The organism is Pseudomonas sediminis (assembly GCF_002741105.1).
Lineage (GTDB): Bacteria > Pseudomonadota > Gammaproteobacteria > Pseudomonadales > Pseudomonadaceae > Aquipseudomonas > Aquipseudomonas sediminis.
The window spans coordinates 460,481-485,903 of the sequence record NZ_NIQU01000003.1; the positions used below are offsets into that span (position 1 = coordinate 460,481).

Consider the following 25,423-nt stretch of genomic DNA (forward strand, 5'->3'; position numbering starts at 1 on the left):
GAGGAATAGCACAATGGGTTTTCTAACCGGTAAGCGCGTACTCATCGTTGGCGTCGCCAGCAAACTGTCCATCGCCTCGGGTATCGCTGCTGCCATGCACCGCGAAGGTGCCGAGCTGGCCTTCACCTACCAGAACGAGAAGCTCAAGGGCCGCGTAGAGGACTTCGCTGCCGGCTGGGGCTCCAGCGCTGACCTGTGCTTCCCTTGCGATGTGGCCAACGACGAGGAAATCGCCTCGGTATTCGAAGCGCTGAGCAAGAAGTGGGATGGCCTGGACTGCATCGTCCACTCGGTTGGCTTCGCCCCGGGCGACCAACTCAATGGCGACTTCACCGACGTCACCACCCGTGAAGGTTTCAAGATCGCCCACGACATCAGCGCCTACAGCTTCGTCGCCCTGGCCAAGGCCGGTCGCGAGATGATGAAAGGCCGCAACGGCAGCCTGCTCACCCTCTCCTACCTGGGCGCCGAGCGCACCATGCCCAACTACAACGTCATGGGCATGGCCAAGGCCAGCCTGGAAGCCGGTGTACGCTACCTGGCCGGTAGCCTCGGCCCGGAAGGCACCCGCGTCAACGCCATCTCTGCCGGCCCGATCCGTACCCTGGCCGCCAGCGGTATCGCCAGCTTCCGCAAGATGCTGGCCGCCAACGAGAAGCAGACCCCGCTGCGTCGCAACGTGACCATCGAGGAAGTCGGTAACGCCGGTGCCTTCCTCTGCTCCGACCTGGCCTCGGGCGTCAGCGGTGAAATCATGTACGTCGACGGCGGCTTCAACACCACCGCCATGGGCGCCATGGAAGACTGATCGGCAGTCGACCGGGCATCGACTGGAACTCCAGCATCGATGCCCCCTGCTGAACGGCACGAAAACGCCGCAGATCCCCTTGGGACTGCGGCGTTTTTTCGTCAGGACGCCAGCAAACCTTGCAGAGGCTGAGTACGCCGAGCCGCGTTCTGATGTCACATTTCATTAAAGCCCGGCACGCATCAACACTGACGCGGTCCTAGATGGGAGGCCTGGAACCGAGAAAGGTAAATGATCCAGACAAACACCTGGCGAGCCTGCCTGATTACCGCGCTATGCAGCGTCGCGGCTGGCTGCGCATTACCGCCACTGGATGGACGCAGTGAAAGCCTGGCCTTCACCCAGGCCGAAACGGCCGACACCACACTGGGGCAAGCTCTGGGTAGCGAGCGAGACGCTCATCCCGGCTTGTCCGGCATCCTTACGCTGGCAGCGGCCAGGGACGCCTTCGCCGCGCGTATGCTGATGGTCGAAGCGGCCGAACGCAGTCTCGACGTGCAGTACTACATCTGGCGTAACGACGTCACCGGCACCCTGTTACTTGACGCCCTGCTCAGAGCGGCAGAGCGCGGCGTGCGCGTCCGCCTGCTGCTGGACGACAACGGCATTGCCGGCCTCGACCAGACACTCAGCACACTCGATCAGCACCCCAACATCGAAGTACGTCTGTTCAACCCCTTCTCCCTGCGCAAAGCCAAGATGCTGGGTTATCTGACGCATTTCTCCCGCGCCAACCGGCGCATGCACAACAAGTCTCTTACCGTCGACAACCAGGCCACCATCATTGGCGGGCGCAATATTGGCGACGAGTACTTCGATGCCAGTGAGGGCGTACTTTTCGCCGATCTCGACGTGCTGGCAATCGGCCCAGTGGTGGCCGATACCTCGGACGATTTTGATCGTTACTGGGCCAGTGATTCGAGCTATCCGCTGGAGCTGATCGTGCCGCGCAGCCAGAACGCCCCATTGCGCCTACACGATATCGCTGCGGATCTTTCCAATACACCTGCAGCCAGCGGCTACGTGAAAGCCCTGCAGGAAAGCGACTTCATTGCACGCCTGCTGGACAAGGATCTGAACTTTGAATGGAGCGAGACCACGCTGGTCAGTGACGACCCCGCCAAAGGCCTTGGCACAGCCAGTGATAGCGAACTATTGATCAGCGACCTGAAAGACATGCTCGACACTCCCACATCTCGGGTCGATCTCGTCTCACCCTACTTCGTCCCCACGCAAGCCGGCGTCGACCTCTTCACCGGCATGGTACGACGCGGCATAGAGGTGCGTATTCTCACCAATGCGCTGGAAGCAACCGACGTGACGCCCGTGCACGCCGGCTACGCCAAGCGCCGTCGCACCCTGCTGGAAGGTGGCGTCAAACTCTATGAAATGCGCCTGGGTGCCGACGATGAGGCCCCCCGGGAAAAAGCCGGGCCGTTTGGCAGCTCCGGCTCGAGCCTGCACGCGAAGACCTTCGCTCTGGATGGCCAGCGCATCTTCATCGGCTCGTTCAACTTCGATCCACGCTCCGCCCGCCTCAACACGGAGATGGGCTTCATCATCGAAAGCCCGGCACTGGCTGCCGCCATTGGCCAGGCATTCGAAACCGATATTCCGGCAAATGCTTATGAGCTGGGGCTAAGCGAGAACGGCGGACTCTACTGGCTTGAGCGCCAGAATGGCGAGCAACGTCGACTCGACAGCGAGCCCGGTACGGGGCTGCTGAAAAACCTGGGCGTACGCCTGCTTTCCTGGCTGCCCATCGAATGGTTGTTATGACCTCAAAATGAAAGAGCCCCGCACTTGGCGGGGCTCCGTCTTAGCAAACAACGATCAGAAACGCTCGATGTCGGCCTTGGCTTCCAGCTGCTTACGCAGTGCGGCGAAGTCCTGCTGACCTGCACGCGATGCGAGGAAGTTGCGGTACATGGCAAGCTCTTCGTCAGCCAGCGCCTCTTCCGGCACATTCACGCCATCGAGACGCAGCACAACATAGTCGCCATTGTTCAGTGTCACGCCGGCGAAGGTCGGCTCGCCCGCCTTGGCTGGCTTGGGCATACGGAACAGAGCTTGCAGCACCTTCGGCTCAACGCCGTCCTGGCTGCGCGTGGCGGCTTCCTGAACCTGCCAGCCAGCATCGGCAGCTTCACCTGCCTCGGCAGCGGCCAGTTGCTTCTCGCCCTCAGCCTTGGCGGCAGCGGCGGCACGCTCCTGCTGCAGATGAGTGCGAATGCTCTCTGCGACCTGCTCAAGCGGCAACTGTTCGGGCTTGTTGTGCTCTTTGACGCGCACGACAACCACGGTGCTCGGGTCCAGCTCGATGGTCGAGCTGTTGGTGCCATCTTCCAGAACTTCAGGGCTGAATGCAGCCTGCAGTACCTGACGGTTGGCAGTGATGCCAGTTGCACCACCCTCACGGCCGAAGGCTTCGCTGGTCTTGACCTCGAGCCCCAGCTCCTGAGCCGGCTGTACCAGATCCGACGCTTCGAACGCGGCATCTTCCAGCTGCTTGGTCGCCTCGACGAAGCGCTGCTCGACCTGTTGCGCCTTGAAGTCTCGCGCCAGCTTGTCCTTGAGGCTGTCGAAGCTCGGCACTTCAGGCGCCTGAACACCCAGCAGCTTGATCAGATGCCAGCCGAACTCGCTCTTGACCGGCTCGGAGACCTGCCCTTGCTGCAGTGCATAGAGCGCCTCTTCGAAGGCAGGGTCGTAAACGCCAGGACCGGCGTACCCCAGATCACCGCCATCGGCAGCCGATCCTGGATCTTGCGAGAACTCCTTGGCCAGGGCAGCGAAATCTTCGCCAGCGTCTACACGCGCCTTGATCTCTTCGATCTTGGTGCGCGCTGCCTGGTCATCGCCCTCGATAAGGATGTGCGCAGCCTGACGCTGCTCAGCCAGGTTGGCGATCTCGCTCTCGTACAGCGGCTGCAGATCTTCATCGCTGACTTCGACCTGATCGAAGAAGCTGTCCTTGTGCAGTTCGACGTACTCCAGCACCACTTGCTCGGGGCTCATGAACTCGCTGGCATGCTCGTCGTAATAGGCGTTGACGTCGTCATCGCTCAGTTTGATCGCAGCACTGTCGGCTTTGATGGCGAGGCTGGCGAAGTCGCGGGTCTGGCGCTCAAGATTGGCGAACGCACGCGCCTCCTGCTCAGTGACGAAGCTACTGGCGCCGAGACCGGCACGCAGTTGCCCAATCAGCATTTCCTCTTCCAGCATCTGACGGAACTGCAGACGGGTGTAGCCCATCTGGCGAATGACCTGATCGAAGCGCGCAGCATCGAAGCGGCCATCTACCTGAAATTCGGGAGTTTGCAGAATGACCTGATCCAGCGCCCCCTGCGAGAAGGCGAAGTGGGAATCGTCCGCTGCTTGCAACAGCAGCTTGCGCTCGATCAAACCCTTGAGCGAAGCCTCACGCAGCAATTTGTCATCGAGCAGCGAGGCATCGAAATCGCGACCCAATTGCTGCAGCAGTTGGCGACGCTGCATTTCAACGGCCTGGTTGAGCTCGCTGAGGGTAATGGTGTCTCCGTTCACGTCAGCCGCATTGTTGCGATTGCTGGCTCCCGTGACGATGGCTTCGAAACCGGTAAACGCCATCAGCATCACAATGAGGCCGATGATGATTTTGGCAATCCAACCGCGTGAATTGTCCCTGATGTTTTGCAGCATGCTTCCCCCAGAACGACTGTACAGAGTCACCAGCCGCGCAGTGTGGGTAATGTCCAGATAGAAGAAAGGCGCATCCTTGGATGCGCCTTCTCGTAACGCGTTAAGCAGTCAGAGCAAGAGTATGGGACTACCTGCGCTGCCCCCTAACAGCCGCCAGATGAATCCTGACGGCGAGGCAAACCCGGAAGACGCTTAGTTGACGGCGTCTTTCAGAGCCTTGCCAGCTTTGAAGCCTGGGATCTTGGCAGCAGCGATGCTGATCGGCTTGCCGGTCTGCGGGTTGCGACCAGTGCGAGCAGCGCGCTCTTTGACAGCGAAGGTGCCGAAGCCAACCAGCACAACGGAGTCACCAGCCTTCAGAGCGCCAGTGACGGATTCAATCACTGCATCCAGCGCGCGGCCAGCAACAGCTTTCGGGATATCAGCAGATGCAGCGATGGCATCGATCAGTTCCGACTTGTTCACTCTAAGTCCCCTTATTTCTGTTTAGTTTGTTTCTTGATTTTTAGTGTAAGCAAAGCGGGTGCTGGATGGCCTGCTGACACAATAAGAGCCGCTTTATAACAAGGGCTCAAAAATTGTGTCAAGGAAGCCCCCCGGCTAATGCGTGCTGATTCGCTCCTTGGAATCAGACTCGCGCTTGTCATCCGTTGCAACCATCTCGGGAGCCGCATCGGGCAAGGGCTCCGGGGCGTATTGCAGCGCAATTTGCAGGACCTCGTCAATCCATTTAACCGGTTTAATCTGCAGGTCTTGCTTAATATTTTCCGGGATTTCCTTCAGATCACGCACATTTTCTTCGGGAATGATCACCGTCTTGATCCCACCCCGATGAGCTGCCAGAAGTTTTTCCTTGAGACCACCGATGGCCAACACCTGACCACGCAAGGTGATTTCTCCGGTCATGGCCACGTCCGCCCGCACCGGAATCTGCGTCAGTGCCGAGACCAGCGCCGTGCACAGACCAATGCCCGCACTCGGGCCATCCTTGGGTGTCGCACCTTCCGGCATATGGATGTGAACGTCGCGCTTCTCGTTGAAATCAGCTGCGATCCCCAGGCTTTTCGCACGACTGCGAACCACCGTCATGGCCGCCGTCATGGACTCTGCCATGACATCGCCCAACGAGCCGGTCTTGATCAAAACGCCCTTACCAGGCACTACCGCCGTCTCGATGGTGAGCAGCTCGCCGCCCACCTGCGTCCACGCCAGACCCGTTACCTGGCCAATCTGATCCTGCTGTTCGGCGAGGCCGTAACGATGCTTGCGTACCCCCAGGAAGTGCTCCAGGGAGTCAGCACTGACCGTGACCTGAAAACGCTTCTCGCGCACATGTTCTTTGACAACTTTGCGGCAGACCTTGGCAATCTGCCGTTCCAGACTGCGCACACCAGCTTCACGCGTGTAGTAACGAATGATGTCGCGAATCGCCGATTCTTCAATTTCCAGCTCGCCCTTCTTCAGACCATTGGCCTGTATCTGCTTGGGCGCCAGGTATTTGATGGCAATGTTGACCTTCTCGTCCTCGGTGTAACCCGGCAGCCGAATGACTTCCATCCGGTCCAGCAACGGCCCAGGGATATTCATCGAGTTGGCGGTGCAGAGGAACATCACGTCCGACAGGTCGTAATCGACCTCCAGATAATGATCGTTGAAATTGTGGTTCTGCTCCGGATCGAGCACCTCCAGCAGCGCAGAGGCAGGATCGCCGCGCATGTCCTGGCCCATCTTGTCGATTTCATCGAGCAGGAACAGCGGGTTGCGCACGCCGACCTTGGTCATCTTCTGAATCAGACGCCCCGGCATCGAGCCGATATAGGTGCGACGGTGGCCACGAATCTCGGCCTCGTCACGTACGCCGCCCAAGGCCATGCGCACGAACTTGCGGTTGGTGGCAGTGGCGATGGACTCGGCCAATGAGGTCTTGCCCACGCCGGGCGGGCCAACCAGACACAGTACCGGACCCTTGAGCTTCTTCACCCGCTTCTGCACGGCGAGATACTCAAGGATGCGTTCCTTGACCTCTTCCAGACCGTAATGGTCGGCATCTAGGATGCTCTCTGCACGCGCCAGGTCGAGACGTACCTTGCTCTCGGCCTTCCACGGCACGTTTACCAACCAGTCGATGTAGGAACGCACCACAGTGGCTTCGGCAGACATCGGCGACATCTGCTTGAGCTTGTTCAACTCGGCATTGGCCTTGGCCAGCGCTTCCTTGGTCAGGCCGGCATTGTCGATGCGTTTCTTCAGCTCATCGATCTCGTTGTGGCCTTCATCGATGTCGCCCAGTTCCTTCTGAATGGCCTTCATCTGCTCATTCAGGTAGTACTCGCGCTGGCTGCGCTCCATCTGCTTCTTCACGCGGCCACGGATGCGCTTCTCGACCTGCAGCAGGTCGATCTCGGCATCCAGCAGCGCCAGCACATGCTCGACGCGTGCGGACAGCGAGGTGATCTCGAGGATTTCCTGCTTCTGCTCGATCTTCAGCGCCATGTGCGCGGCCATGGTATCGACCAGGCGGCTGGGCTCATCGATGCTGTTGAGCGAGGACAGCACTTCGGCCGGGACCTTCTTGCCCAGCTGCACGTATTGCTCGAACTGACTGAGCAGACTGCGAGTAAAAACCTCGGACTCGCGCTCGGCGGTCTCGCCCTCCTCGATCAGTTGCACTTCGGCGCGGCAATGATCATCGAGCTCGATGAACCGCTCGATGGAACCACGCTGCTCACCCTCGACTAACACCTTGACGGTGCCGTCGGGCAACTTGAGCAGTTGCAGGACGGTGGCAACGGTGCCTACGCGATACAGATCCTGATCATCCGGATCATCGACGGCCGGATTCTTCTGGGCCACCAGAAGAATCTGCTTGTCGCCCGTCATCGCTGCCTCGAGGGCCTCGATGGATTTCTCACGCCCGACGAAAAGCGGGATGACCATGTGCGGATAGACCACTACATCGCGCAATGGCAGGAGAGGCAATTCGATGGTTGTCTTCATGATTTCGGCTCAGCGGCGGCCATAAGGCCGTAAACAGGCGGGATTACCCTTGGCTTTTAAGATGGGGGTAGCTCCCATAAAAAACAAGCGCAATGTCCAGAAAAGCGAAGGGGCCCGAGGGGCCCCTTCTTTGCATCGTGTGACAGCCGTCAGGCGTCTGGCGCGGCCTTCGCCGGCGGCTCGCTGTTCTCGTAGATCAACAGCGGCTTGGAGGTGCCTTCGATGACGCTCTCGTCGATCACCACCTTGCTCACGTCCTGCTGGGACGGGATCTCGTACATGGTATCGAGCAGAATGCCCTCGAGGATAGAACGCAGACCACGTGCACCGGTCTTGCGCTCCAGCGCCTTCTGCGCCACGGATTTCAGCGCATCGGAGCGGAACTCCAGGTCCACGCCTTCCATCTCGAACAGCTTGGCGTACTGCTTGGTCAGCGCGTTCTTCGGCTCGGTGAGGATCTGTACCAGAGCAGCTTCATCCAGCTCCTCCAGGGTCGCGATCACCGGCAGGCGACCGACGAACTCGGGAATCAGGCCGAACTTGACCAGATCGTCCGGCTCGACTTCGCGCAGCGACTCGCCGATCTTCTTGCCTTCCTGCTTGCTGCGCACTTCCGCACCGAAACCGATGCCGCCCTTGGTGGAGCGCGCCTGGATGACCTTCTCCAGACCGGCGAATGCACCGCCGCAGATGAACAGGATGTTGCGCGTGTCGACCTGCAGGAATTCCTGCTGCGGATGCTTGCGCCCGCCTTGCGGCGGAACCGAGGCAACAGTGCCCTCGATCAGTTTCAGCAGCGCCTGCTGCACGCCCTCACCCGACACGTCGCGGGTGATCGACGGGTTATCGGACTTGCGCGAGATCTTGTCGATTTCGTCGATGTAGACGATGCCCATCTGGGCCTTTTCGACATCGTAATCGCACTTCTGCAGCAGCTTCTGAATGATGTTCTCGACGTCCTCACCGACATAACCGGCTTCGGTCAGGGTGGTGGCGTCAGCGATGGTGAACGGCACATTGAGCAGACGCGCCAGCGTTTCCGCCAGCAGCGTCTTGCCGGAACCGGTCGGACCGATCAGCAGAATGTTGCTCTTGCCCAGCTCGACATCATCTTTCTTGTCGCGCTGATTAAGACGCTTGTAGTGGTTGTATACCGCTACCGACAGCACTTTCTTGGCGCGCTCCTGACCAATCACATACTGATCGAGGATGCCGCTGATTTCCTTGGGTGCCGGGAGTTTGTGCGCGCTGCTCTCGGCCTGTGCTTCCTGCACCTCCTCACGGATGATGTCATTGCACAGGTCGACGCATTCGTCGCAGATGAAGACGGAAGGACCGGCGATCAACTTGCGCACTTCATGCTGGCTTTTGCCGCAGAAGGAGCAGTAAAGCAGTTTGCCGTTGTCCTCACCGTTACGGGTATCAGTCATTCGATCAATCCAATACGGTAGGCTTGAAACACAAGATGAAGGCAAATGCGGGCATTTTCAAGGGCGCAGGTCGCGTCATTGAAGGGTGCCCGCAGACGGAGCCTTATCTAGACCGGCATTTGACGCTTTTCGTGTACGGCATCTACAAGACCGTATTCCATGGCACGCGAAGCGCTCATGAAGTTGTCGCGGTTGGTATCACGCTCGATGATTTCCAGACTCTGACCAGTGTGATGCGCCAGCAGCTCGTTCAAGCGCTCACGGATAAAGAGAATTTCCTTGGCATGGATCTCGATGTCCGAGGCCTGCCCCTGGAAGCCACCCAGCGGCTGGTGAATCATCACGCGCGAGTTCGGCAGGCAGAAACGCTTGCCCTTGGCGCCGCCAGCCAGCAGGAATGCACCCATGCTGCAGGCCTGACCGATGCAGGTGGTGGACACGTCCGCCTTGATGAACTGCATGGTGTCATAGATCGCCATACCTGCAGTCACCGAGCCACCCGGCGAGTTGATGTACAGGTGAATGTCCTTGTCCGGATTCTCTGCTTCCAGAAACAGCAGCTGGGCACAGATCAGGTTGGCCATGTAGTCCTCGACCTGACCAACCAGAAAAATCACGCGCTCCTTGAGCAGACGCGAATAGATGTCGTAGGCACGCTCGCCACGAGCGGACTGCTCGATGACCATCGGCACCAGGCCGCCAGCGGCCTTGATTTCAGGCATGTTTTGCATAAAAGGATTGCGGGACATGTCTTGCGCTCACTCCCTAATAGTCATGTCTCAAATACGCATAAGCCAGCACGGAGGCTGGCTTATGGTGGTGTACTCGAACGAGGTTACCAGATCAGTCGGCTTTAGGAGCTTCCGCCGGCTTGACTGCGTCTTCGTAGGAAACCGCTTTATCGGTCACGTTGGCCTTCTGCAGAACAGTATCTACAACTTGCTCTTCCAGTACAACCGAACGCACTTCGTTCATTTGCTGGTCGTTCTTGTAGTACCAGGCAACGACCTGCTCAGGCTCTTGGTAAGCCGAGGCCATTTCTTCGATCAGTTCGCGTACGCGGGCTTCGTCAGGCTTCAGGTCGAACTGCTTGACCACTTCAGCGACGATCAGACCCAGCACCACACGGCGCTTGGCTTGCTCTTCGAACAGCTCGGCCGGCAGCTGGTCAGGCTGGATGTTGCCACCGAACTGCTGAACGGCCTGCACGCGCAGACGGTTTACTTCGTTACCGATCAGCGCCTTCGGCACTTCAACCGGGTTGGCAGCCAGCAGGCCGTCCATTACCTGGTTCTTGACCTTGGACTTGATGGCCTGACGCAGCTCGCGCTCCATGTTCTTGCGGACTTCGGCACGGAAACCTTCCAGACCGCCTTCCTTGATACCGAACAGAGCGAAGAATTCGTCGTTCAGCTCAGGCAGTTGCGGAGCGGAAACGCTGTTCACGGTAACGGTGAACTCGGCGGTTTTGCCGGCCAGATCGAGGTTCTGGTAGTCCTCGGGGAAGGTCGGGTTGATCACGCGCTCTTCACCAGCCTTGGCGCCGACCAGGGCGTCTTCGAAGCCCGGGATCATGCGGCCGGAGCCCAGCACCAGTTGAGTGCCCTTGGCGCTACCACCAGCGAAGGCTTCGCCGTCGATCTTGCCAACGAAGTCGATGTTCAGCTGGTCGCCATTCTCGGCAGCACGCTCAACAGCTTCGAAGCGGGTGTTCTGCTTGCGCAGGATGTCGAGCATGTTGTCGACGTCGCTGTCAGCCACATCAGCTTCGAGGCGCTCGATGGCGATGGAATCGAAACCGGAAACCTGAAACTCGGGGAATACTTCAAAAGTAGCGACGTATTCCAGATCCTTGCCCTTCTCGAAGGACTTGGGCTCAACAGCCGGAGCACCGGCCGGATTCAGCTTCTGCTCAACCACGGCTTCGTAGAAGGTAGCCTGGATCAGGTCGCCCAGAGCTTCCTGACGAGCAGCGTCTTCATAACGCTGACGGATCACGCTCATCGGCACCTTGCCAGGACGGAAGCCAGGAACCTTGGCACGACGGGCAGTCTGCTGCAGACGCTTGTTGACTTCGGTCTCGATGCGCTCGACGGGTACGCCGACAGTCATGCGGCGCTCAAGAGCAGAAGTGCTTTCAACAGAAACTTGCATGGATATTCCTCGTTGCACAGACATAAGCCGGCTCGAACCGGCCCCGAATCAAGGCCAAGCATTCTAGAGGGTCAATGTGCAGAAGTCACCCTAGAAGCAGGCGGCAGTCGGGAGGGGCTATATAAAGATGGTGCGGACGGAGAGACTCGAACTCTCACACCTTGCGGCGCCAGAACCTAAATCTGGTGTGTCTACCAATTCCACCACGTCCGCGTGGCTTTGCAGCTTAAAACAAAAACGCCAGGCTTTCGGCCTGGCGCTTTGGAATATGGGGTGGACGATGGGAATCGAACCCACGACACCAGGAGCCACAATCCTGTGCTCTACCAACTGAGCTACGCCCACCATATTGCATTTGCTTACTCTTGCCTGACCGCCAAATGGCGCACCCGGCAGGACTCGAACCTGCGACCATCCGCTTAGAAGGCGGATGCTCTATCCAGCTGAGCTACGGGCACTTATCCATCCGCTAGCGCAGACTTACAAGCTTTTGGCTCCAACCTCACCACCAGGGTTTGGCTCTTGCCGCCTCACCCAGCGAGTGGCTGTTCCTGAGAAGCGGGGCGAATGTTATAGACGCGCCCCAACCTCGTCAACAGAAATTTTCAAAAAAATTCAGCGATTTAAAGGAGTTACGCGAAAACGACGGCAGGCGCCTTTGCCCGGGTGAGCGCCCATGCGAGAATGCGCGTCCTTTTTTCATCCTTATTAATGGTTAACCAGCGCAATGACCGCACAACTGATCGACGGCAAGGCGATCGCCGCCAGCCTCCGCCAGCAGATTGCCCAACGTGTCGCCGAACGCCGCCAGCAAGGCCTTCGTGCGCCAGGCCTGGCCGTGATCCTGGTCGGCACCGATCCTGCCTCCCAGGTCTATGTGTCACATAAACGCAAGGATTGCGAAGAAGTCGGTTTCTTATCCCGTGCCTATGACCTGCCGGCAGAGACCAGCCAGGCCGATCTGCTCGCGCTGATCGACGAGCTCAATGAAGACCCGACCATCGACGGCATCCTGGTACAGCTGCCGCTGCCGGAGAATCTCGACTCTTCCCTGCTGCTCGAACGCATTCGTCCGGACAAGGATGTGGACGGCTTCCATCCCTACAACATTGGCCGTTTGGCACAGCGCATGCCGCTGCTGCGCCCCTGCACCCCCAAAGGCATCATGACCCTGCTGGAAAGCACCGGGGCCGATCTGTACGGCATGCATGCGGTGGTAGTCGGCGCTTCCAATATTGTTGGCCGCCCTATGGCCATGGAGCTGTTGCTGGCCGGTTGCACCGTCACCGTCACTCACCGTTTCACCAAGGATCTGGCCGGCCATGTAGGCCAGGCCGACATCGTCGTGGTCGCTGCCGGCAAGCCGGGACTGGTCAAGGGTGAGTGGATCAAGCCAGGCGCCATCGTCATCGACGTCGGCATCAACCGCCAGGAAGACGGCAAGCTGGTCGGCGACGTGACCTTTGATGCCGCCCTTCCCCGCGCTGGCTGGATCACTCCGGTTCCGGGCGGCGTTGGCCCGATGACTCGCGCCGGACTGTTGGAGAACACCCTGCACGCAGCCGAACACCTGCATAAATAAGTAGCGCTGCATAACGAACAACGGCACCCGAGGGTGCCGTTGTCGTTTCTGCCACTTGGATCAGTTACGCGCCTGCTCCCAGGACTTGAGCAACTCGTCGTAGGCGATGGTTTCACCTTTGGGCTTCTCGTTGGCCAGCTTGGGCTTCGGTGCACCCGGCTGGTCGAACCAGTACTGCGGATCACGCGGCTCGTTCAGCTTCGGCCCGCACTCGCCCAGCACACCGGAGCGCTCCAGACGACCGAGCATGGTGTCTTGCGCAGCCGCCAGGCCATCGAGCGCCTGTTGCGGCGTTTTGTCACCGCTGGCGGCCTCGGCGATGAACTGCCACCAGAGCTGAGCCAGACGCGGATAGTCCGGCACATTGGTGCCGGTCGGCGTCCATTGCACACGTGCCGGACTGCGGTAGAACTCCACCAGACCACCCAGCTTGGGCGCAACGTCCGTCATCGCCTGCGAGTTGATGTCCGACTCACGAATCGGCGTCAGGCCGACCAGGGTCTTTTTCAGCGAGACGGTTTTGGAGGTGACGAACTGCGCATAGAGCCAGGCGGCCAGGCGCTGCTTCTCCGGCGTGGAGTTGAGGAAGGTCCAGGAGCCGGTGTCCTGATAACCGAGCTTCATGCCCTCCTCCCAATACGGGCCCTTGGGCGACGGCGCCATACGCCATTTCGGCGTGCCATCGTCGTTGACCACCGGCAGGCCTGGCTTGGTCATATCGGCGGTAAAGGCGGTGTACCAGAAGATCTGCTGAGCGATGGCACCCTGCGCCGGCACCGGGCCGGATTCGGAGAAGGTCATGCCCTGCGCTTCCGGCGGCGCGTACTGGCGCATCCAATCGACGTACTTCTGCGTGGCGAACACCGCCGCCGGCCCGTTGGTATCACCACCGCGGGCGACACTGGAACCTACCGGGCGGCAGCCGTCGACGCGAATGCCCCACTCGTCCACCGGCAGGCCGTTGGGCAGCCCCTTGTCGCCACCGCCAGCCATGGAGAACCAGGCGTCGGTGAAACGCCAGCCCAGCGACGGATCTTTCTTGCCGTAGTCCATATGGCCATAGACGCGCTTACCATCGATTTCCTTGACGTGTACCGAGAAGAATTCAGCAATATCCTCATAGGCTGACCAGTTCACCGGCACGCCCAGCTCGTAGCCGTAGATTTCCTTGAACTTGGCCTTCAGCTCCGGACGCTCGAACCAGTCGGCGCGGAACCAGTAGAGGTTGGCAAACTGTTGATCGGGTAACTGATAAACCTTGCCGTCTGGCCCGGTGGTGAAGGACAGGCCGATGAAGTCGTCAAGATCGAGAGTCGGCGAGGTGAAATCCTTACCCTCGTTAGCCATCATGTCGGTGATCGAGACCGCCTTGCCATAGCGGAAGTGGGTACCGATCAGGTCCGAGTCGTTGACCCAGCCGTCGTAGATATTCTTGCCGGACTGCATCTGCGTCTGCAGTTTCTCGACCACATCGCCTTCCTGCATAAGGTCGTGCTTGAGTTTGATGCCGGTGATTTCACTGAAGGCCTTCGCTAGGACCTTGGACTCGTATTCATGGGTGGTCAGGGTTTCCGAGGCGACATTGATGTTCATGCCACGAAACGGCTCGGCAGCCTTGATGAACCATTTCAGCTCCTCGAGCTGCTGCTCCGGGGTCAGGGTCGAGGGGTTGAACTCATCGGCTATCCATTTCTTCGCGGCCTCTTCATAGGCATCCGCCCAGGCCGCACCGCTCAAACCGGACAACGCCAGCAAGGCGGCCAACGCCATGCTATGTCGGGTCTTGTTGTTATTGTCGAACATAGAGACCTCCATCTCAGGATATGGGGAGAGGCATACCGGCGGCAGCCCGGCTTAGCCCCAGCGCATGACTGCGCACAACCACAACAGTGATAGCAGCGACGCTATCCACACGCTCCAGTCGGTCACGCCGATTACCAGCAGATGCAGGTAGGCGCTGCCGAGCAGACCGATAAACAGCCGATCACCCCGGGTGGTGGTGATCGGCAGAAAACCCTTGCGCTCGACGCACGGCCAGCGCAGCTCGACCAGCGTCATGCCGGCCAGCAGCACGGCGATGCAGCCGAAGAACAGCGCGGTCGGCAGAGTCCAGGCCATCCAGCTCATGATGAACCTCCCTTACACGCGACCGAGGGCGAAGCCCTTGGCCACGTGGTTGCGAACGAACCAGATCACCAGCATCCCGGGGATGATGGTCAGCACCCCGGCAGCGGCGAGCACGCCCCAGTCGATACCCGAGGCCGACACGGTACGGGTCATCACCGCCGCGATGGGTTTGGCGTCCACCGAGGTCAGGGTGCGCGCCAGCAGAAGCTCGACCCAGGAAAACATGAAGCAGAAGAAGGCGGTGACGCCGATACCGGAGCGGATCAGCGGAATGAAGATCTTCACGAAGAATTTCGGGAAGCTGTAGCCGTCGATATAGGCCGTCTCGTCGATTTCCTTGGGCACGCTGGACATGAAGCCTTCGAGGATCCACACCGCCAGCGGCACGTTGAACAGGCAGTGCGCCAGCGCCACGGCGATATGGGTGTCGAACAGTCCGATGGACGAATACAGCTGAAAGAACGGCAGCAGGAACACCGCGGGCGGCGCCATGCGGTTGGTCAGCAGCCAGAAGAACAGGTGCTTGTCACCGAGAAAGCGATAGCGCGAGAAAGCGTATGCCGCTGGCAGCGCCACGCTCAGCGAAATCAGGGTATTGAGGCTGACGTAGTACAGCGAGTTGAGATAGCCCTCGTACCAGCTGCGGTCGGTGAAGATCACCCGATAGTTGTCCAGGGTGAAATTCTGCGGCCAAAGGCTGAGCCCGCCGAGAATTTCGGTATTGCTCTTGAACGACATGTTCAGCAGCCAGTAGATCGGCACCAGCAGGAACAGAAAGTAGATCAGCAGTACCAGGCGTTTGCGCAGCGTCATGGTCGGCCTCAGCGGTTTTTGTCGTCGTGGGTCATGGCGGTATAGAACAGCCAGGACACCAGCAGGATGATCAGGAAGTACACCAGCGAGAACGCCGCCGCCGGGCCCAGGTCGAACTGGCCGACAGCCATTTGCGTCAGGGTCTGGCTGAGGAAGGTAGTGGCGTTGCCCGGCCCGCCACCGGTGAGCACGAAGGGCTCGGTGTAGATCATGAAGCTGTCCATGAAGCGCAGCATCACCGCGATCAGCAGCACGCTCTTGAGCTTGGGCAACTGGATATGGCGAAACACCGCCCAGTTAGAGGCGCGGTCGATGCGCGCGGCCTGGTAATAGACGTCGGGAATGGCACGCAGCCCCGAGTAGCACAGCAGCGCCACCAGCGAGGTCCAGTGCCAGACGTCCATGATCAGCACGGTCACCCAGGCATCCATGGTGTTGGCCGCATAGTTGTAGCTGATCCCCAGACTGTTCAGCGCCCAGCCCATCAGGCCGATATCGGCGCGACCGAAGATCTGCCAGATGGTGCCCACCACGTTCCATGGGATCAGCAACGGAATGGCCATCAGGATCAGGCACAGCGAAGCCCAGCGTCCACGCGTCGGCATGCACAGTGCGATGGCGATGCCCAGCGGAATCTCGATCAGCAACACGCAGGCGGAGAAGATGAACTGGCGCAGCAGCGAGTCATGCAGGCGCGGGTCCTGCAGCACCTGGCGGTACCAGTCGACGCCGACGAAGTAGCGCGTGGCCGGGTCGAAGATGTCCTGCACCGAGTAGTTGACCACCGTCATCATCGGCACGATGGCGCTGAACGCCACCAGCAGAAATACCGGCAGCACCAGCCACCAGGCCTTGTTGTTCTGCACCTTCATGGCGCCACCTCCACAAGGTAGTCGTCGGCGTAGAGCATCAGCCACTGCGCCGGAAAGCTCAGGTAGACCTGCTCGCGCGGCACGAGCTGATCCTCCTGCAAACGCGCCTTGAGCACCTGGCCATCAAGGTCGAAGGTGAGGATCTTGTAAGTGCCGAGATCCTCGACGTGCAGCACGCGGGCGCATAGCGCATCTTCATAGGCGCCGTCCCAGACGTGGACGAACTCGGGACGAATGCCCACCTGCAGACGCTTGCCATCCAGTTCGGCCAGGCGCTGGTTGAGCGCGTCAGGAAGCGGCAGCACCGTATCAGCGAAGCGCACCCCGCCCTCGCAGCGCTGCACGTCAATCAGGTTCATGCCCGGGCTGCCGATGAAATAGCCGACGAAGGTATGGCCGGGGCGCTCGAACAACTCGCGCGGGGTGCCGAACTGGACGATCTGCCCGCCGTACATCACTGCGATCTTGTCGGCGAAGGTGGAAGCCTCCAACTGGTCGTGGGTGACGTAGACCATGGTGATGTTGAACTGTTCGTGGATCTGCTTGAGCTTGCGCCGCAGCTTCCACTTCAGGTGTGGGTCGATCACCGTCAGCGGCTCGTCGAAGAGAATTGCCGACACGTCGTCGCGCACCAGGCCACGGCCCATGGACACCTTCTGCTTCTCGTCGGCGGTGAGGTTGCGCGCCTTCTTGTGCAGCAGCGGATGCAGCTCCAGCACCTCGGCAATCTCATGCACTTTGCTCATCACCCGCGCCTCGTCCATGCCCTGGTTGCGCAGCGGAAAGGCCAGGTTGTCGAACACCGTCATGGTGTCGTAGACCACCGGGAACTGGAAAACCTGGGCGATGTTTCGCTCCTGCGGCGACAGCCTGTTGACCGCCTTGCCGTCGAACTGCACCTCGCCCTGGGACGGGCTGAGCAGGCCGGAGATGATGTTGAGCAAGGTGGACTTGCCGCAGCCCGACGGCCCCAGCAGCGCATAGGCGCCGCCCTGCTGCCAGATATGATTCATCTCGCGGATTGCGTAATCTTCCGGCGCTTTCGGCGTGCCGCTGTAGCTATGCGCGAGGTTGTGCAAGCGAATCTCGGCCATCAGGCGGCCCTCCCCTGACGACGACTGGGCGCCTGCACCAACTGCCCATCGGCAGCGAAGACGAACAGCTTGTGGGTCGGGATGTAGATCAGGATCGGCGTGTCCACCGCATACTCATGCACGCCCGGCAGGTGCAGCACCAGCACGAACTGCTCGTTGCGCACATGCAGGAAGGTTTCCGAACCGCTGATCTCGGCCAGTTCCACGGTTACCGCCAGCTCCAGATCATCGTCGTTGGACGGCACCAAACCGATATGGCTGGGGCGTACGCCAAAACGGTACTCGCCCTCGGCGATGCCGCGCAGATCGGGATTGAGCGGAAAATGCACGCAGTCGGCGAAGCTTACCTCGGAGCCGCTGATACGCCCCGGCATCAGGTTGATCGCGGGCTCCGAGAACAGCTCGGCAGCCAGCACCTGCTGCGGACGGTGGTAGACCTCGGCGGTCTTGCCGCTCTGCACCACCCGCCCCTCATGCAGGATGGTGGTGGTGCCACCCAGGGCCAGTGCCTCGTTGGGCTCGGTAGTGGCGTAGATGGCGATGGTATGGCGCGCCTGGAACAGCTCGCGCATCTCCTGGCGCAGCTCCTCACGCAGCTTGTAGTCGAGGTTGACCAGCGGCTCATCGAAGAGGATCAGCGAAGCATCCTTGACCAGCGCCCGCGCCATGGCCGTGCGCTGCTGCTGGCCGCCGGACAGCTCCAGCGGATAACGCGACAGCAGTTTCTCGATGCGCAGCATGCGCGCCGTGGCCTCGACCTTCTCGATGATCTGCTCCTTGTCCACGCCGGCCTGACGCAGTGGCGAGGCGATGTTCTCGAACACCGTCAAAGTCGGGTAGTTGATGAACTGCTGATAGACCATCGACACGTTGCGCTGGCGCACCGGCACGCCGGTGACATCGGCGCCGTTCATCAGCACGCGGCCGCTATTGGGCCGATCCAGCCCGGCCATCAGGCGCATCAGGCTGGTCTTGCCGGCCAGCGTACGGCCGAGCAGAACGTTGAAGGAGCCGGGTTCGAAACTGAGGCAGGCATCGTCGATATGCACCTGGCCGTCGACGATACGGGTGACGTGTTCGAGCTTGAGCGACATGGCCTGTCCTTTTTCTTGTCGTGCCATTCGATTGCGAACATCGATAGCGACAAGCGTGCCAGCCCCACAAAAAACAACGCATCTCGTTGATCAGAATCGAAAAAGCCGCCAAAGAACGGTGCAGCGAAGGTTTTCTACTGAACACTTTTGAACAGTCGAATGTGAACAACTGAACAATTCGTTCGTTGACTTTGAACAGGCTTGAACGAAACTGGATCGATCGCGGCGCAGATCGCGAACCAACAAGAAGAGATCGCACCATGACAGAAGCTGCCCGCGCACCGGCGCATGACGCCATCATTCAGGAGTCCTGGTCGCGCTGCCGTGACTACGGCCTGACCCATCAGAGCGTGCCCCGCTTCGATCCTCCGGCGCCAGGCGATCTTTCGGCGCTGCTGGAAAGCCGCCAGGCCCTGGTGCAGACCACTCACCAGGAAGTGCTGCCCTACTACGGCACCATCCTGTCCAACTCCAATTGCCTGATCATGCTCGCCGACGACCAGGGCCGACTGCTGCAATCCTGGGGCGACCAGCGCTTCATCGAACCACGCCAGGCCGCCGGATTCATCGCCGGTGCCAGCTGGCTGGAGCGTTACACCGGCACCAACGCCATCGGCACCGCACTCAGTTGCGGCCAGGCCGTGCACATCCAGCACGATGAACACTTCCTCAAGGCCAACCGTTTCATGACCGGCTCGGCCTCGCCGATCTTCGACGAACAGCGGCGCATGATCGCCGTGCTCGATGTGTCCAGCGACAGCTACCTGCCGCCCGCGCATACCCTGGGCATGGTCAAGATGATGAGCCAGTCGGTGGAGAACCGCCTGATCCTCAAGCTGTTCGCCGACCAGTACCACCTGCTCAGCTTCAATACCAGCCTCGATAACCTCGACAGCCCCTGGGCCGGCCTGGTGGTGTTCGACGAACAGGGCCACGTGGTGTCCGCCAACCGCCGCGCCGACAACCTACTCGGCCAGCCGCTGACCTACGGCGCCATCGAGCAACTGTTCGACGTGCCTCTACAGCAGTTGCTCAATCAGCCGGATGGCCAGCCATTCGGCCTGCGCACTAGCACCCACTTTCGCTTTCACGCACGGGTACGCCGCCCTGCCCGACCGGCCCCCATTCAGCCTCGTGACTTCCGACCGCAGGTTGCGCAGAGCACGCCACAAGAGCCTCATCTGCATGCACTGAGCATGGGTGACGCACACATGGACAAGGCCATCCGCCAGGCCGAGCGACTGCTGGAAAAGGACATTCCGATCCTGGTGCAGGGCGAAACCGGCGCCGGCAAGGAGGTTTTCGTCAGGGCGCTACATCGCGCCAGCTCACGCGCCGATCAACCCTTCATCGCGGTCAACTGCGCGGCCCTTCCAGCGGAGCTGGTGGAGTCGGAACTGTTCGGCTACGAGAAAGGCGCCTTTACCGGCGCCAACCAGAAAGGCCATGTCGGGCTGATCCGCAAGGCGCACAAGGGCACCCTGTTTCTCGATGAGATCGGTGACATGCCGCTGCGTGTGCAGGCGCGGCTGCTGCGCGTGTTGCAGGAGCGCTGCGTACAGCCATTGGGCAGCAGTGAGCTGCATCCAGTCGACGTGCGCCTGGTATCGGCCACCAACCGCCCACTGCGCCAGGACGTCGACAGCGGCCAGTTCCGCGCCGACCTGTACTACCGCATCAGCGGCCTGAATCTGGAACTACCGCCACTGCGTGAGCGCAGTGACAAGCAGGCGCTGTTCCAGAAACTCTGGGAGCAGCACCGTGAACCTGGCCAACGTGCGGGTATCAGCCGCGAGGTGCTGGAGCTGTTTCAGCACCATCCATGGCCAGGCAACCTGCGCCAGCTCAGTAGCGTGCTACGCGTGGCGCTGGCCATGGCCGACGACCAGCCCATCCGCGCCGAACACCTGCCGGATGACTTCTTCCTCGATCTGCCGACAGAGGCGCCCCTGCCCGCGTATCGCGAGCCGGATGATGGTGACCTGGCCAGCCAGTACCAAGCGTGCGGCGGTAATATCTCCTACCTGGCCCGCCACCTTGGCCTGAGCCGCAATACCCTGTACAAGCGCCTGCGCGAACAAGGCGTGCGGCCCTGAACCTTTGCTCGAAGAATCGGCCCAAGCCATACATTTGCCACCGCACTCGCCCTCGAGTAGCGCTGGCGTCGTCCCGCCACGAAAGGATCTCAGCATGCGCCACCTGTACCGCCCCCTGTTCGCCGCCTTGGCGCTGCTGGCCGCCAGCCACACGCAGGCAGCGCCTTCACTGGAAACACAGGTGGACGCCGCGGCGAAGTCGATGATGCAGACCTATGCCATTCCCGGCATGGCCATTGCCATCAGCCACAAGGGGCAGTCGCATTTCTTCGAATACGGCGTGGCATCCCGTGAAAGCGGCCAGGCGGTGGATCGCCACACCCTGTTCGAGCTGGGCTCGATAAGCAAACTCTTCACCGCCACCCTCGGCGCCTACGCCGAAGCCCGCGGCACGCTGAATCTCAGCGACAACGCGAGCCAATATCTGCCCGAACTGCGCGGCACCGCGTTCGAACACATCAGCCTGCTGGATCTGGCCACCTACACCCCGGGTGGCCTACCGCTGCAATTCCCGGACGCGGTCAGCAACGAACGACAGATGCTCGATTACTACCGCAACTGGCAGGCGGTGTATCCGCCGGGTACGCAACGGCTTTATTCCAACCCCAGCATCGGCCTGTTCGGCCACCTGGCGGCCGCCAGCCTGGCCGAGCCGTTTCAGCAGTTGATGGAGAAGGATCTGCTGCCGCAACTGGGCATGCAGGAAAGCTACGTCCGTATACCGACCGACCAGATGGAGCACTATGCCTGGGGCTACCGCGACGACAAGGCTGTGCGCGTGACTCCCGGCGCGCTGGATGCCGAAGCCTACGGGCTGAAATCCAGCGCCACCGATATGCTGCGCTTCATCGACGCCAACCTGCACCCGGATCAATTACCCGCACCACTGCGCCAGGCGATCAGCTTGACCCATCGCGGCTACTACCAGGTCGGCGACATGACTCAGGCCCTGGGCTGGGAGCGCTACGCATACCCCATCAGTCTGAAGAAACTGCAGGCCGGCAACTCCGCCGAAATGGCGCTGCAACCGCAGACCGTGGCGCGTTTCAGTGTGCCCAAGCCAGCCGAAGGCGACCTGCTGCTGAACAAGACCGGCTCGACCAATGGCTTCGGCGCTTACATCCTGCTGCTTCCAGCACGCGATACCGGCCTGGTGATACTCGCCAACCGCAACTACCCCAATGCCGAGCGCGTGCGCCTAGCGCTGCAGTTGCTCGAAAGCATCGAGCCCTAGACAAGATATAGGTGCGCTTGGAAGCGCACCTTGCGCTCAGAAACTACGCGCGATCACCATCCGCTGCACATCGCTAGTGCCTTCGTAGATCTGGCAAACGCGCACGTCGCGGTAGATGCGTTCGACCGGAAAATCTGTCAGGTAGCCATAACCGCCTAGCGTCTGGATCGCTGCCGAGCACACGCGCTCGGCCATCTCCGAAGCGAATAGCTTGGCCATCGACGCCTCGGTCAGGCACGGCTGCCCAGCTTCGCGCAGGCTGGCAGCGTGATGCACCATCTGCCGCGCCACGGCGATCTGGGTGGCCATATCAGCGAGGCGAAAGGCCACTGCCTGGTGTTCGATGATCGGCTTGCCGAAGGTCACTCGCTCGTGGGCGTAGTCACGCGCGGCCTCGAAGGCGGCTCGCGCCATGCCCACTGATTGCGCGGCAATGCCGATGCGTCCACCTTCGAGGTTGGCCAGGGCGATGCGATAGCCCTCGCCCTCCTCACCGAGGCGTAGATCGGCCGGAATGCGCACCTCGTCGAACTGGATCTGGCAGGTGTCGGAGGCATGCTGGCCGAGCTTGTCCTCCACGCGCACTACCGAGAATCCAGGTGTATCGGTCGGCACGATAAAGGCGCTGATGCCTTTCTTGCCCGCCTGCGGGTCGGTAACGGCGAAGACGATCACCATGCCGGCGTGGCTGCCGGAGGTGATGAACTGTTTGGCACCATTGAGCACATAGTGATCGCCATCGCGCCGCGCGCGGGTGCGCAGGTCGCTGGCATCGGAGCCGGCTTGCGGCTCGGTCAGGGCGAAGGCACCGAGCATGCTGCCCTCGGCCAGCGGGCGGAGAAAGCGCTGCTTCTGCGCATCACTGCCGTATTTCAGGATCGGCATGCAGCCCACTGAGTTGTGCACGCTCATGATGGTGGAGCAGGCGCCATCGCCAGCTGCCACCTCCTCCAGGGCCATGGCGTAAGCCAGGTGACCGGTTTCGGCGCCGCCCCACTGCTGCGGCACCAGCATGCCCATAAAACCCAGCTGGCCCATTTCGGCGATGGCCTCGGCAGGAAAGCGATGCTCGCGGTCCCAGTCGGCGGCGAGGGGTTTCAGTCGCTCCTGAGCGAACTGGCGGGCCATGTCACGGATAAGGATGTCTTCTTCGTTGGGCAGCATGGCTGGCTCCGGTAGTGCGATTCAATCAGTCCGTGGGAGGCGCTTCAGCGGCGACTGTCGCGGCTAAAGCCCCTCCCACAAGTCAAGTACATAGGTAGTCAATACAACTCGATGGCTACAGCGGTGGCCTCACCGCCGCCAATGCACACGGAGGCCAGGCCGCGCTTTAGGCCACGCTGCTGCAACGCTGCCAACAGGGTCACCAGGATGCGCGCGCCGGAGGCGCCAATGGGATGGCCCAGGGCGCACGCGCCGCCGTTTACATTGAGCTTGGCGTGGTCGATGCCCAATTCACGCATGGCCACCATGGGCACCACGGCGAACGCCTCGTTGATTTCGAACAGATCGACCGTCTCCAGTGGCCATTCGATACGCGCCAGCAGACGCTGGATCGCAGCTACTGGCGCGGTGGTGAACAGATTCGGCGCCTGCGCGTGGCCAGCATGGCCGACGATGCGCGCCAGTGGTTTCAGTCCGCGTTCCTGAGCCTCGGACAGGCGCATCAACAGCAGCGCGGCGGCGCCATCGGAAATGGAACTGGCATTGGCCGCCGTCACCGTACCCCCCTCGCGAAACGCCGGCTTCAGGCCGGGAATCTTGTCCGGGCGAGCCTTGGGCGGCTGCTCATCGGTGCCGACCTGACGCCGTTCACGCCCCTGCGGCGCCTCCACAGCGACGATCTCGCTGGCGAAACTGCCATCCGTTATCGCCTGCTGGGCGCGACGCAGCGACTCCAGGGCATAGGCATCCTGCTCCTCACGACTGAAGCGATACTGCTGCGCACAATCCTCGGCGAAGGTGCCCATCAACCGACCACGCTCGTAGGCGTCCTCCAGACCGTCGAGGAACATATGGTCGAGCACCTGGCCATGCCCCATGCGATAGCCACTGCGGGCACGCGCCAGGAGGTAGGGCGCGTTGGACATGCTCTCCATGCCGCCGGCCACCAGCACATCGGCGCTGCCGGCGAGCAACTGGTCATGACCAAGCCTCAGTGCCTGCATACCGGAGCCACACATCTTGTTCAGCGTGGTGCATTGAGCGGCCTGGCTCAGCCCTGCGCCCAACGCCGCCTGGCGCGCGGGTGCCTGACCCTGGCCAGCCTGCAACACGCAGCCCATCAGTACCGTGTCCACTGCCTCAGCCGCGAGCCCGGCACGCTCGAGGGTCGAGCGGATGGCAGCGGCGCCCAGCTCGGCCGCCGTAAGGCCGGCCAGATCACCAAGGAAGCCGCCCATGGGCGTGCGCACTGCACTGACGATGACGACGGGGTCGAGTTGCTGCTTCATGAGTTTCACCTTCTGATCTGCGTTATTCCCGGATCGCGTCCGGGCCATGTTCTGGCAGTAGGAGCGGCTTCAGCCGCGAAGGCTGCATCATTTATTTCGCGGCTAAAGCGGAATGCCGCCCAACCGCTCCTACAAAAGCTAAAACGCGCTATTTCGCTGCCATACGCAGCGCGCCATCGAGGCGGATCACCTCGCCGTTGAGCATCGTGTTCTCGACGATATGCCGCACCAGTGCGGCGTATTCGTCGGGCCGCCCCAAGCGCGGCGGGAACGGCACGTTGGCCGCCAGCGAGTCACGCACCGCCTGTGGCATGCCGGCCATCATCGGGGTCTCGAACACACCCGGCGCAATGCACATCACGCGGATGCCGGAGCGCGCCAAATCACGCGCCGCCGGCAGCGTCAGTGCCGCGACGCCCCCCTTGGACGCGGCATAGGCAGCTTGGCCCATCTGCCCATCGAACGCCGCCACCGAGGCGGTATTGATGATGATCCCGCGCTCGCCACCGGCGTTCGGCGCGTTCTGCGCCATAACCTCGGCAGCCAGGCGCAACAGATTGAAGCTGCCGATAAGATTGATCTCGACGGTACGGCGGAAACTGTCCAGGCCATGAGCACCGTTGCGGCCCAGTACCTTCTCGGCTGGCGCCACGCCGGCGCAATTGACCAACCCGTGCAGAGCACCGAAAGCCTCCGGAACCTGCGCCACTGCAGCGCGACCATCCTTTTCGCGAGTGATATCGGCACGCACGAAACGGGCGTTGGCGCCCAGTTCTGCAAGGGCCTGCTGGCCTGCTTCTGCGTTGATATCCAGCAGCACCACCTTGCCGCCCTGCCCGACCAGTTCGCGGGCGGTGGCCAGGCCAAGACCAGAGGCGCCGCCGCTGATCAGGAATACGGATTCGTCGATACGCATGCTCAACCTCTGTGATTGTTGTGGAGTGAGATTGACAGGCAGATTTGCACAGGTTTACGTTAACGTAAAGGT

At 61.0% G+C, this 25,423-nt stretch carries 20 protein-coding genes and 3 tRNA genes; 5 read left to right on the top strand and 18 right to left on the bottom strand.

Features of this window, described 5'->3' with window-relative positions:
* The first annotated feature begins 13 nt into the window (after nt 1-13).
* Nucleotides 14-808: an enoyl-ACP reductase FabI gene (gene fabI / locus CDO35_RS10170; protein ID WP_099524447.1), complete on the top strand. Its 795-nt coding sequence runs from the start codon at nt 14-16 to the stop codon at nt 806-808.
* Nucleotides 809-1,039: 231 nt separating this feature from the next.
* Nucleotides 1,040-2,587 carry a phospholipase D family protein gene (locus tag CDO35_RS10175; protein WP_099524449.1) on the top strand — a complete coding sequence of 516 codons (1,548 nt, stop codon included), beginning with the start codon at nt 1,040-1,042 and terminating at the stop codon, nt 2,585-2,587.
* Nucleotides 2,588-2,641: 54 nt separating this feature from the next.
* Here CDO35_RS10175 and CDO35_RS10180 read toward each other — a convergent pair whose 3' ends face one another.
* The 9 genes from CDO35_RS10180 to CDO35_RS10220 all read right to left on the bottom strand — a co-directional run bounded on the left by CDO35_RS10180 (nt 2,642) and on the right by CDO35_RS10220 (nt 11,528).
* A complete protein-coding gene (locus CDO35_RS10180; protein WP_099524450.1) occupies nt 2,642-4,489 on the bottom strand; it encodes a SurA N-terminal domain-containing protein in 1,848 nt (615 codons plus the stop codon).
* 192 nt (nt 4,490-4,681) lie between these two features.
* The gene (hupB, locus tag CDO35_RS10185) at nt 4,682-4,954 is read right to left on the bottom strand and encodes a nucleoid-associated protein HU-beta (RefSeq protein ID WP_003239952.1); all 273 of its coding nucleotides are present in this window, start codon (nt 4,952-4,954) and stop codon (nt 4,682-4,684) included.
* A 135-nt stretch (nt 4,955-5,089) separates the two neighbouring features.
* The gene (gene lon, locus CDO35_RS10190) at nt 5,090-7,486 is read right to left on the bottom strand and encodes an endopeptidase La (protein WP_099524452.1); all 2,397 of its coding nucleotides are present in this window, start codon (nt 7,484-7,486) and stop codon (nt 5,090-5,092) included.
* A 149-nt stretch (nt 7,487-7,635) separates the two neighbouring features.
* Nucleotides 7,636-8,916: an ATP-dependent Clp protease ATP-binding subunit ClpX gene (gene clpX, locus CDO35_RS10195; protein ID WP_099524454.1), complete on the bottom strand. Its 1,281-nt coding sequence runs from the start codon at nt 8,914-8,916 to the stop codon at nt 7,636-7,638.
* Between the two features lie 107 nt (nt 8,917-9,023).
* Nucleotides 9,024-9,665, bottom strand: a complete 642-nt coding sequence (gene clpP, locus CDO35_RS10200) for an ATP-dependent Clp endopeptidase proteolytic subunit ClpP (protein ID WP_099524455.1) — start codon at nt 9,663-9,665, stop codon at nt 9,024-9,026.
* Nucleotides 9,666-9,759: 94 nt separating this feature from the next.
* Nucleotides 9,760-11,070 carry a trigger factor gene (gene tig / locus CDO35_RS10205; RefSeq protein WP_099524457.1) on the bottom strand — a complete coding sequence of 437 codons (1,311 nt, stop codon included), beginning with the start codon at nt 11,068-11,070 and terminating at the stop codon, nt 9,760-9,762.
* A 128-nt stretch (nt 11,071-11,198) separates the two neighbouring features.
* Nucleotides 11,199-11,283 (bottom strand) — tRNA-Leu (locus CDO35_RS10210).
* Nucleotides 11,284-11,339: 56 nt separating this feature from the next.
* A tRNA-His gene (locus CDO35_RS10215) sits at nt 11,340-11,415 on the bottom strand.
* Nucleotides 11,416-11,451: 36 nt separating this feature from the next.
* Nucleotides 11,452-11,528: transfer RNA gene (locus tag CDO35_RS10220), tRNA-Arg, on the bottom strand.
* A gap of 269 nt (nt 11,529-11,797) precedes the next feature.
* Here CDO35_RS10220 and folD point away from each other — a divergent pair.
* Nucleotides 11,798-12,652: a bifunctional methylenetetrahydrofolate dehydrogenase/methenyltetrahydrofolate cyclohydrolase FolD gene (gene folD, locus CDO35_RS10225; RefSeq protein ID WP_003459914.1), complete on the top strand. Its 855-nt coding sequence runs from the start codon at nt 11,798-11,800 to the stop codon at nt 12,650-12,652.
* A 60-nt stretch (nt 12,653-12,712) separates the two neighbouring features.
* On the opposite strand, the gene CDO35_RS10230 is transcribed toward folD, so the two are convergent.
* Genes CDO35_RS10230 through CDO35_RS10255 form a run of 6 tightly spaced genes read right to left on the bottom strand, consistent with a single transcriptional unit; the run spans nt 12,713 to nt 18,652 of the window.
* Nucleotides 12,713-14,455 (bottom strand): ABC transporter substrate-binding protein, encoded by a 1,743-nt coding sequence (locus CDO35_RS10230; protein ID WP_017360739.1) that lies wholly within the window; start codon nt 14,453-14,455, stop codon nt 12,713-12,715.
* Nucleotides 14,456-14,506: 51 nt separating this feature from the next.
* Complete coding sequence (locus tag CDO35_RS10235; RefSeq protein WP_013715271.1) at nt 14,507-14,779, bottom strand: DUF2160 domain-containing protein; 273 nt, start codon at nt 14,777-14,779, stop codon at nt 14,507-14,509.
* Between the two features lie 12 nt (nt 14,780-14,791).
* Nucleotides 14,792-15,592, bottom strand: a complete 801-nt coding sequence (locus CDO35_RS10240) for a carbohydrate ABC transporter permease (RefSeq protein ID WP_013715270.1) — start codon at nt 15,590-15,592, stop codon at nt 14,792-14,794.
* An 8-nt stretch (nt 15,593-15,600) separates the two neighbouring features.
* Nucleotides 15,601-16,464, bottom strand: coding sequence for a carbohydrate ABC transporter permease (locus tag CDO35_RS10245; RefSeq protein WP_099524459.1), 864 nt, complete (start codon nt 16,462-16,464; stop codon nt 15,601-15,603).
* Complete coding sequence (locus CDO35_RS10250) at nt 16,461-17,558, bottom strand: ABC transporter ATP-binding protein (RefSeq protein WP_099524461.1); 1,098 nt, start codon at nt 17,556-17,558, stop codon at nt 16,461-16,463. Before CDO35_RS10250 ends, CDO35_RS10245 begins: the two co-directional genes overlap by 4 nt.
* On the bottom strand, nt 17,558-18,652 hold the full coding sequence (locus tag CDO35_RS10255; protein ID WP_099524462.1) for an ABC transporter ATP-binding protein: 1,095 nt from the start codon (nt 18,650-18,652) through the stop codon (nt 17,558-17,560). The genes CDO35_RS10250 and CDO35_RS10255 overlap by 1 nt, the downstream gene beginning before the upstream one ends.
* Nucleotides 18,653-18,912: 260 nt before the next feature.
* Between CDO35_RS10255 and CDO35_RS10260 the strand changes: the two genes are divergently transcribed.
* Together CDO35_RS10260 and blaPRC are read left to right on the top strand one after the other, a co-directional pair.
* Nucleotides 18,913-20,748, top strand: coding sequence for a sigma-54-dependent Fis family transcriptional regulator (locus CDO35_RS10260; protein WP_099524464.1), 1,836 nt, complete (start codon nt 18,913-18,915; stop codon nt 20,746-20,748).
* 94 nt (nt 20,749-20,842) lie between these two features.
* The gene (gene blaPRC / locus CDO35_RS10265; protein ID WP_099524465.1) at nt 20,843-21,982 is read left to right on the top strand and encodes a PRC family class C beta-lactamase; all 1,140 of its coding nucleotides are present in this window, start codon (nt 20,843-20,845) and stop codon (nt 21,980-21,982) included.
* Between the two features lie 36 nt (nt 21,983-22,018).
* On the opposite strand, the gene CDO35_RS10270 is transcribed toward blaPRC, so the two are convergent.
* The 3 genes from CDO35_RS10270 to CDO35_RS10280 all read right to left on the bottom strand — a co-directional run bounded on the left by CDO35_RS10270 (nt 22,019) and on the right by CDO35_RS10280 (nt 25,351).
* Entirely contained in the window at nt 22,019-23,146 is a 1,128-nt protein-coding gene (locus tag CDO35_RS10270; protein ID WP_099524468.1) for an acyl-CoA dehydrogenase family protein, read from the bottom strand.
* A 98-nt stretch (nt 23,147-23,244) separates the two neighbouring features.
* Nucleotides 23,245-24,435: an acetyl-CoA C-acyltransferase gene (locus tag CDO35_RS10275; RefSeq protein ID WP_099524469.1), complete on the bottom strand. Its 1,191-nt coding sequence runs from the start codon at nt 24,433-24,435 to the stop codon at nt 23,245-23,247.
* Nucleotides 24,436-24,583: 148 nt separating this feature from the next.
* Entirely contained in the window at nt 24,584-25,351 is a 768-nt protein-coding gene (locus CDO35_RS10280) for a 3-hydroxyacyl-CoA dehydrogenase (RefSeq protein ID WP_099524471.1), read from the bottom strand.
* Nucleotides 25,352-25,423: the final 72 nt, after the last annotated feature.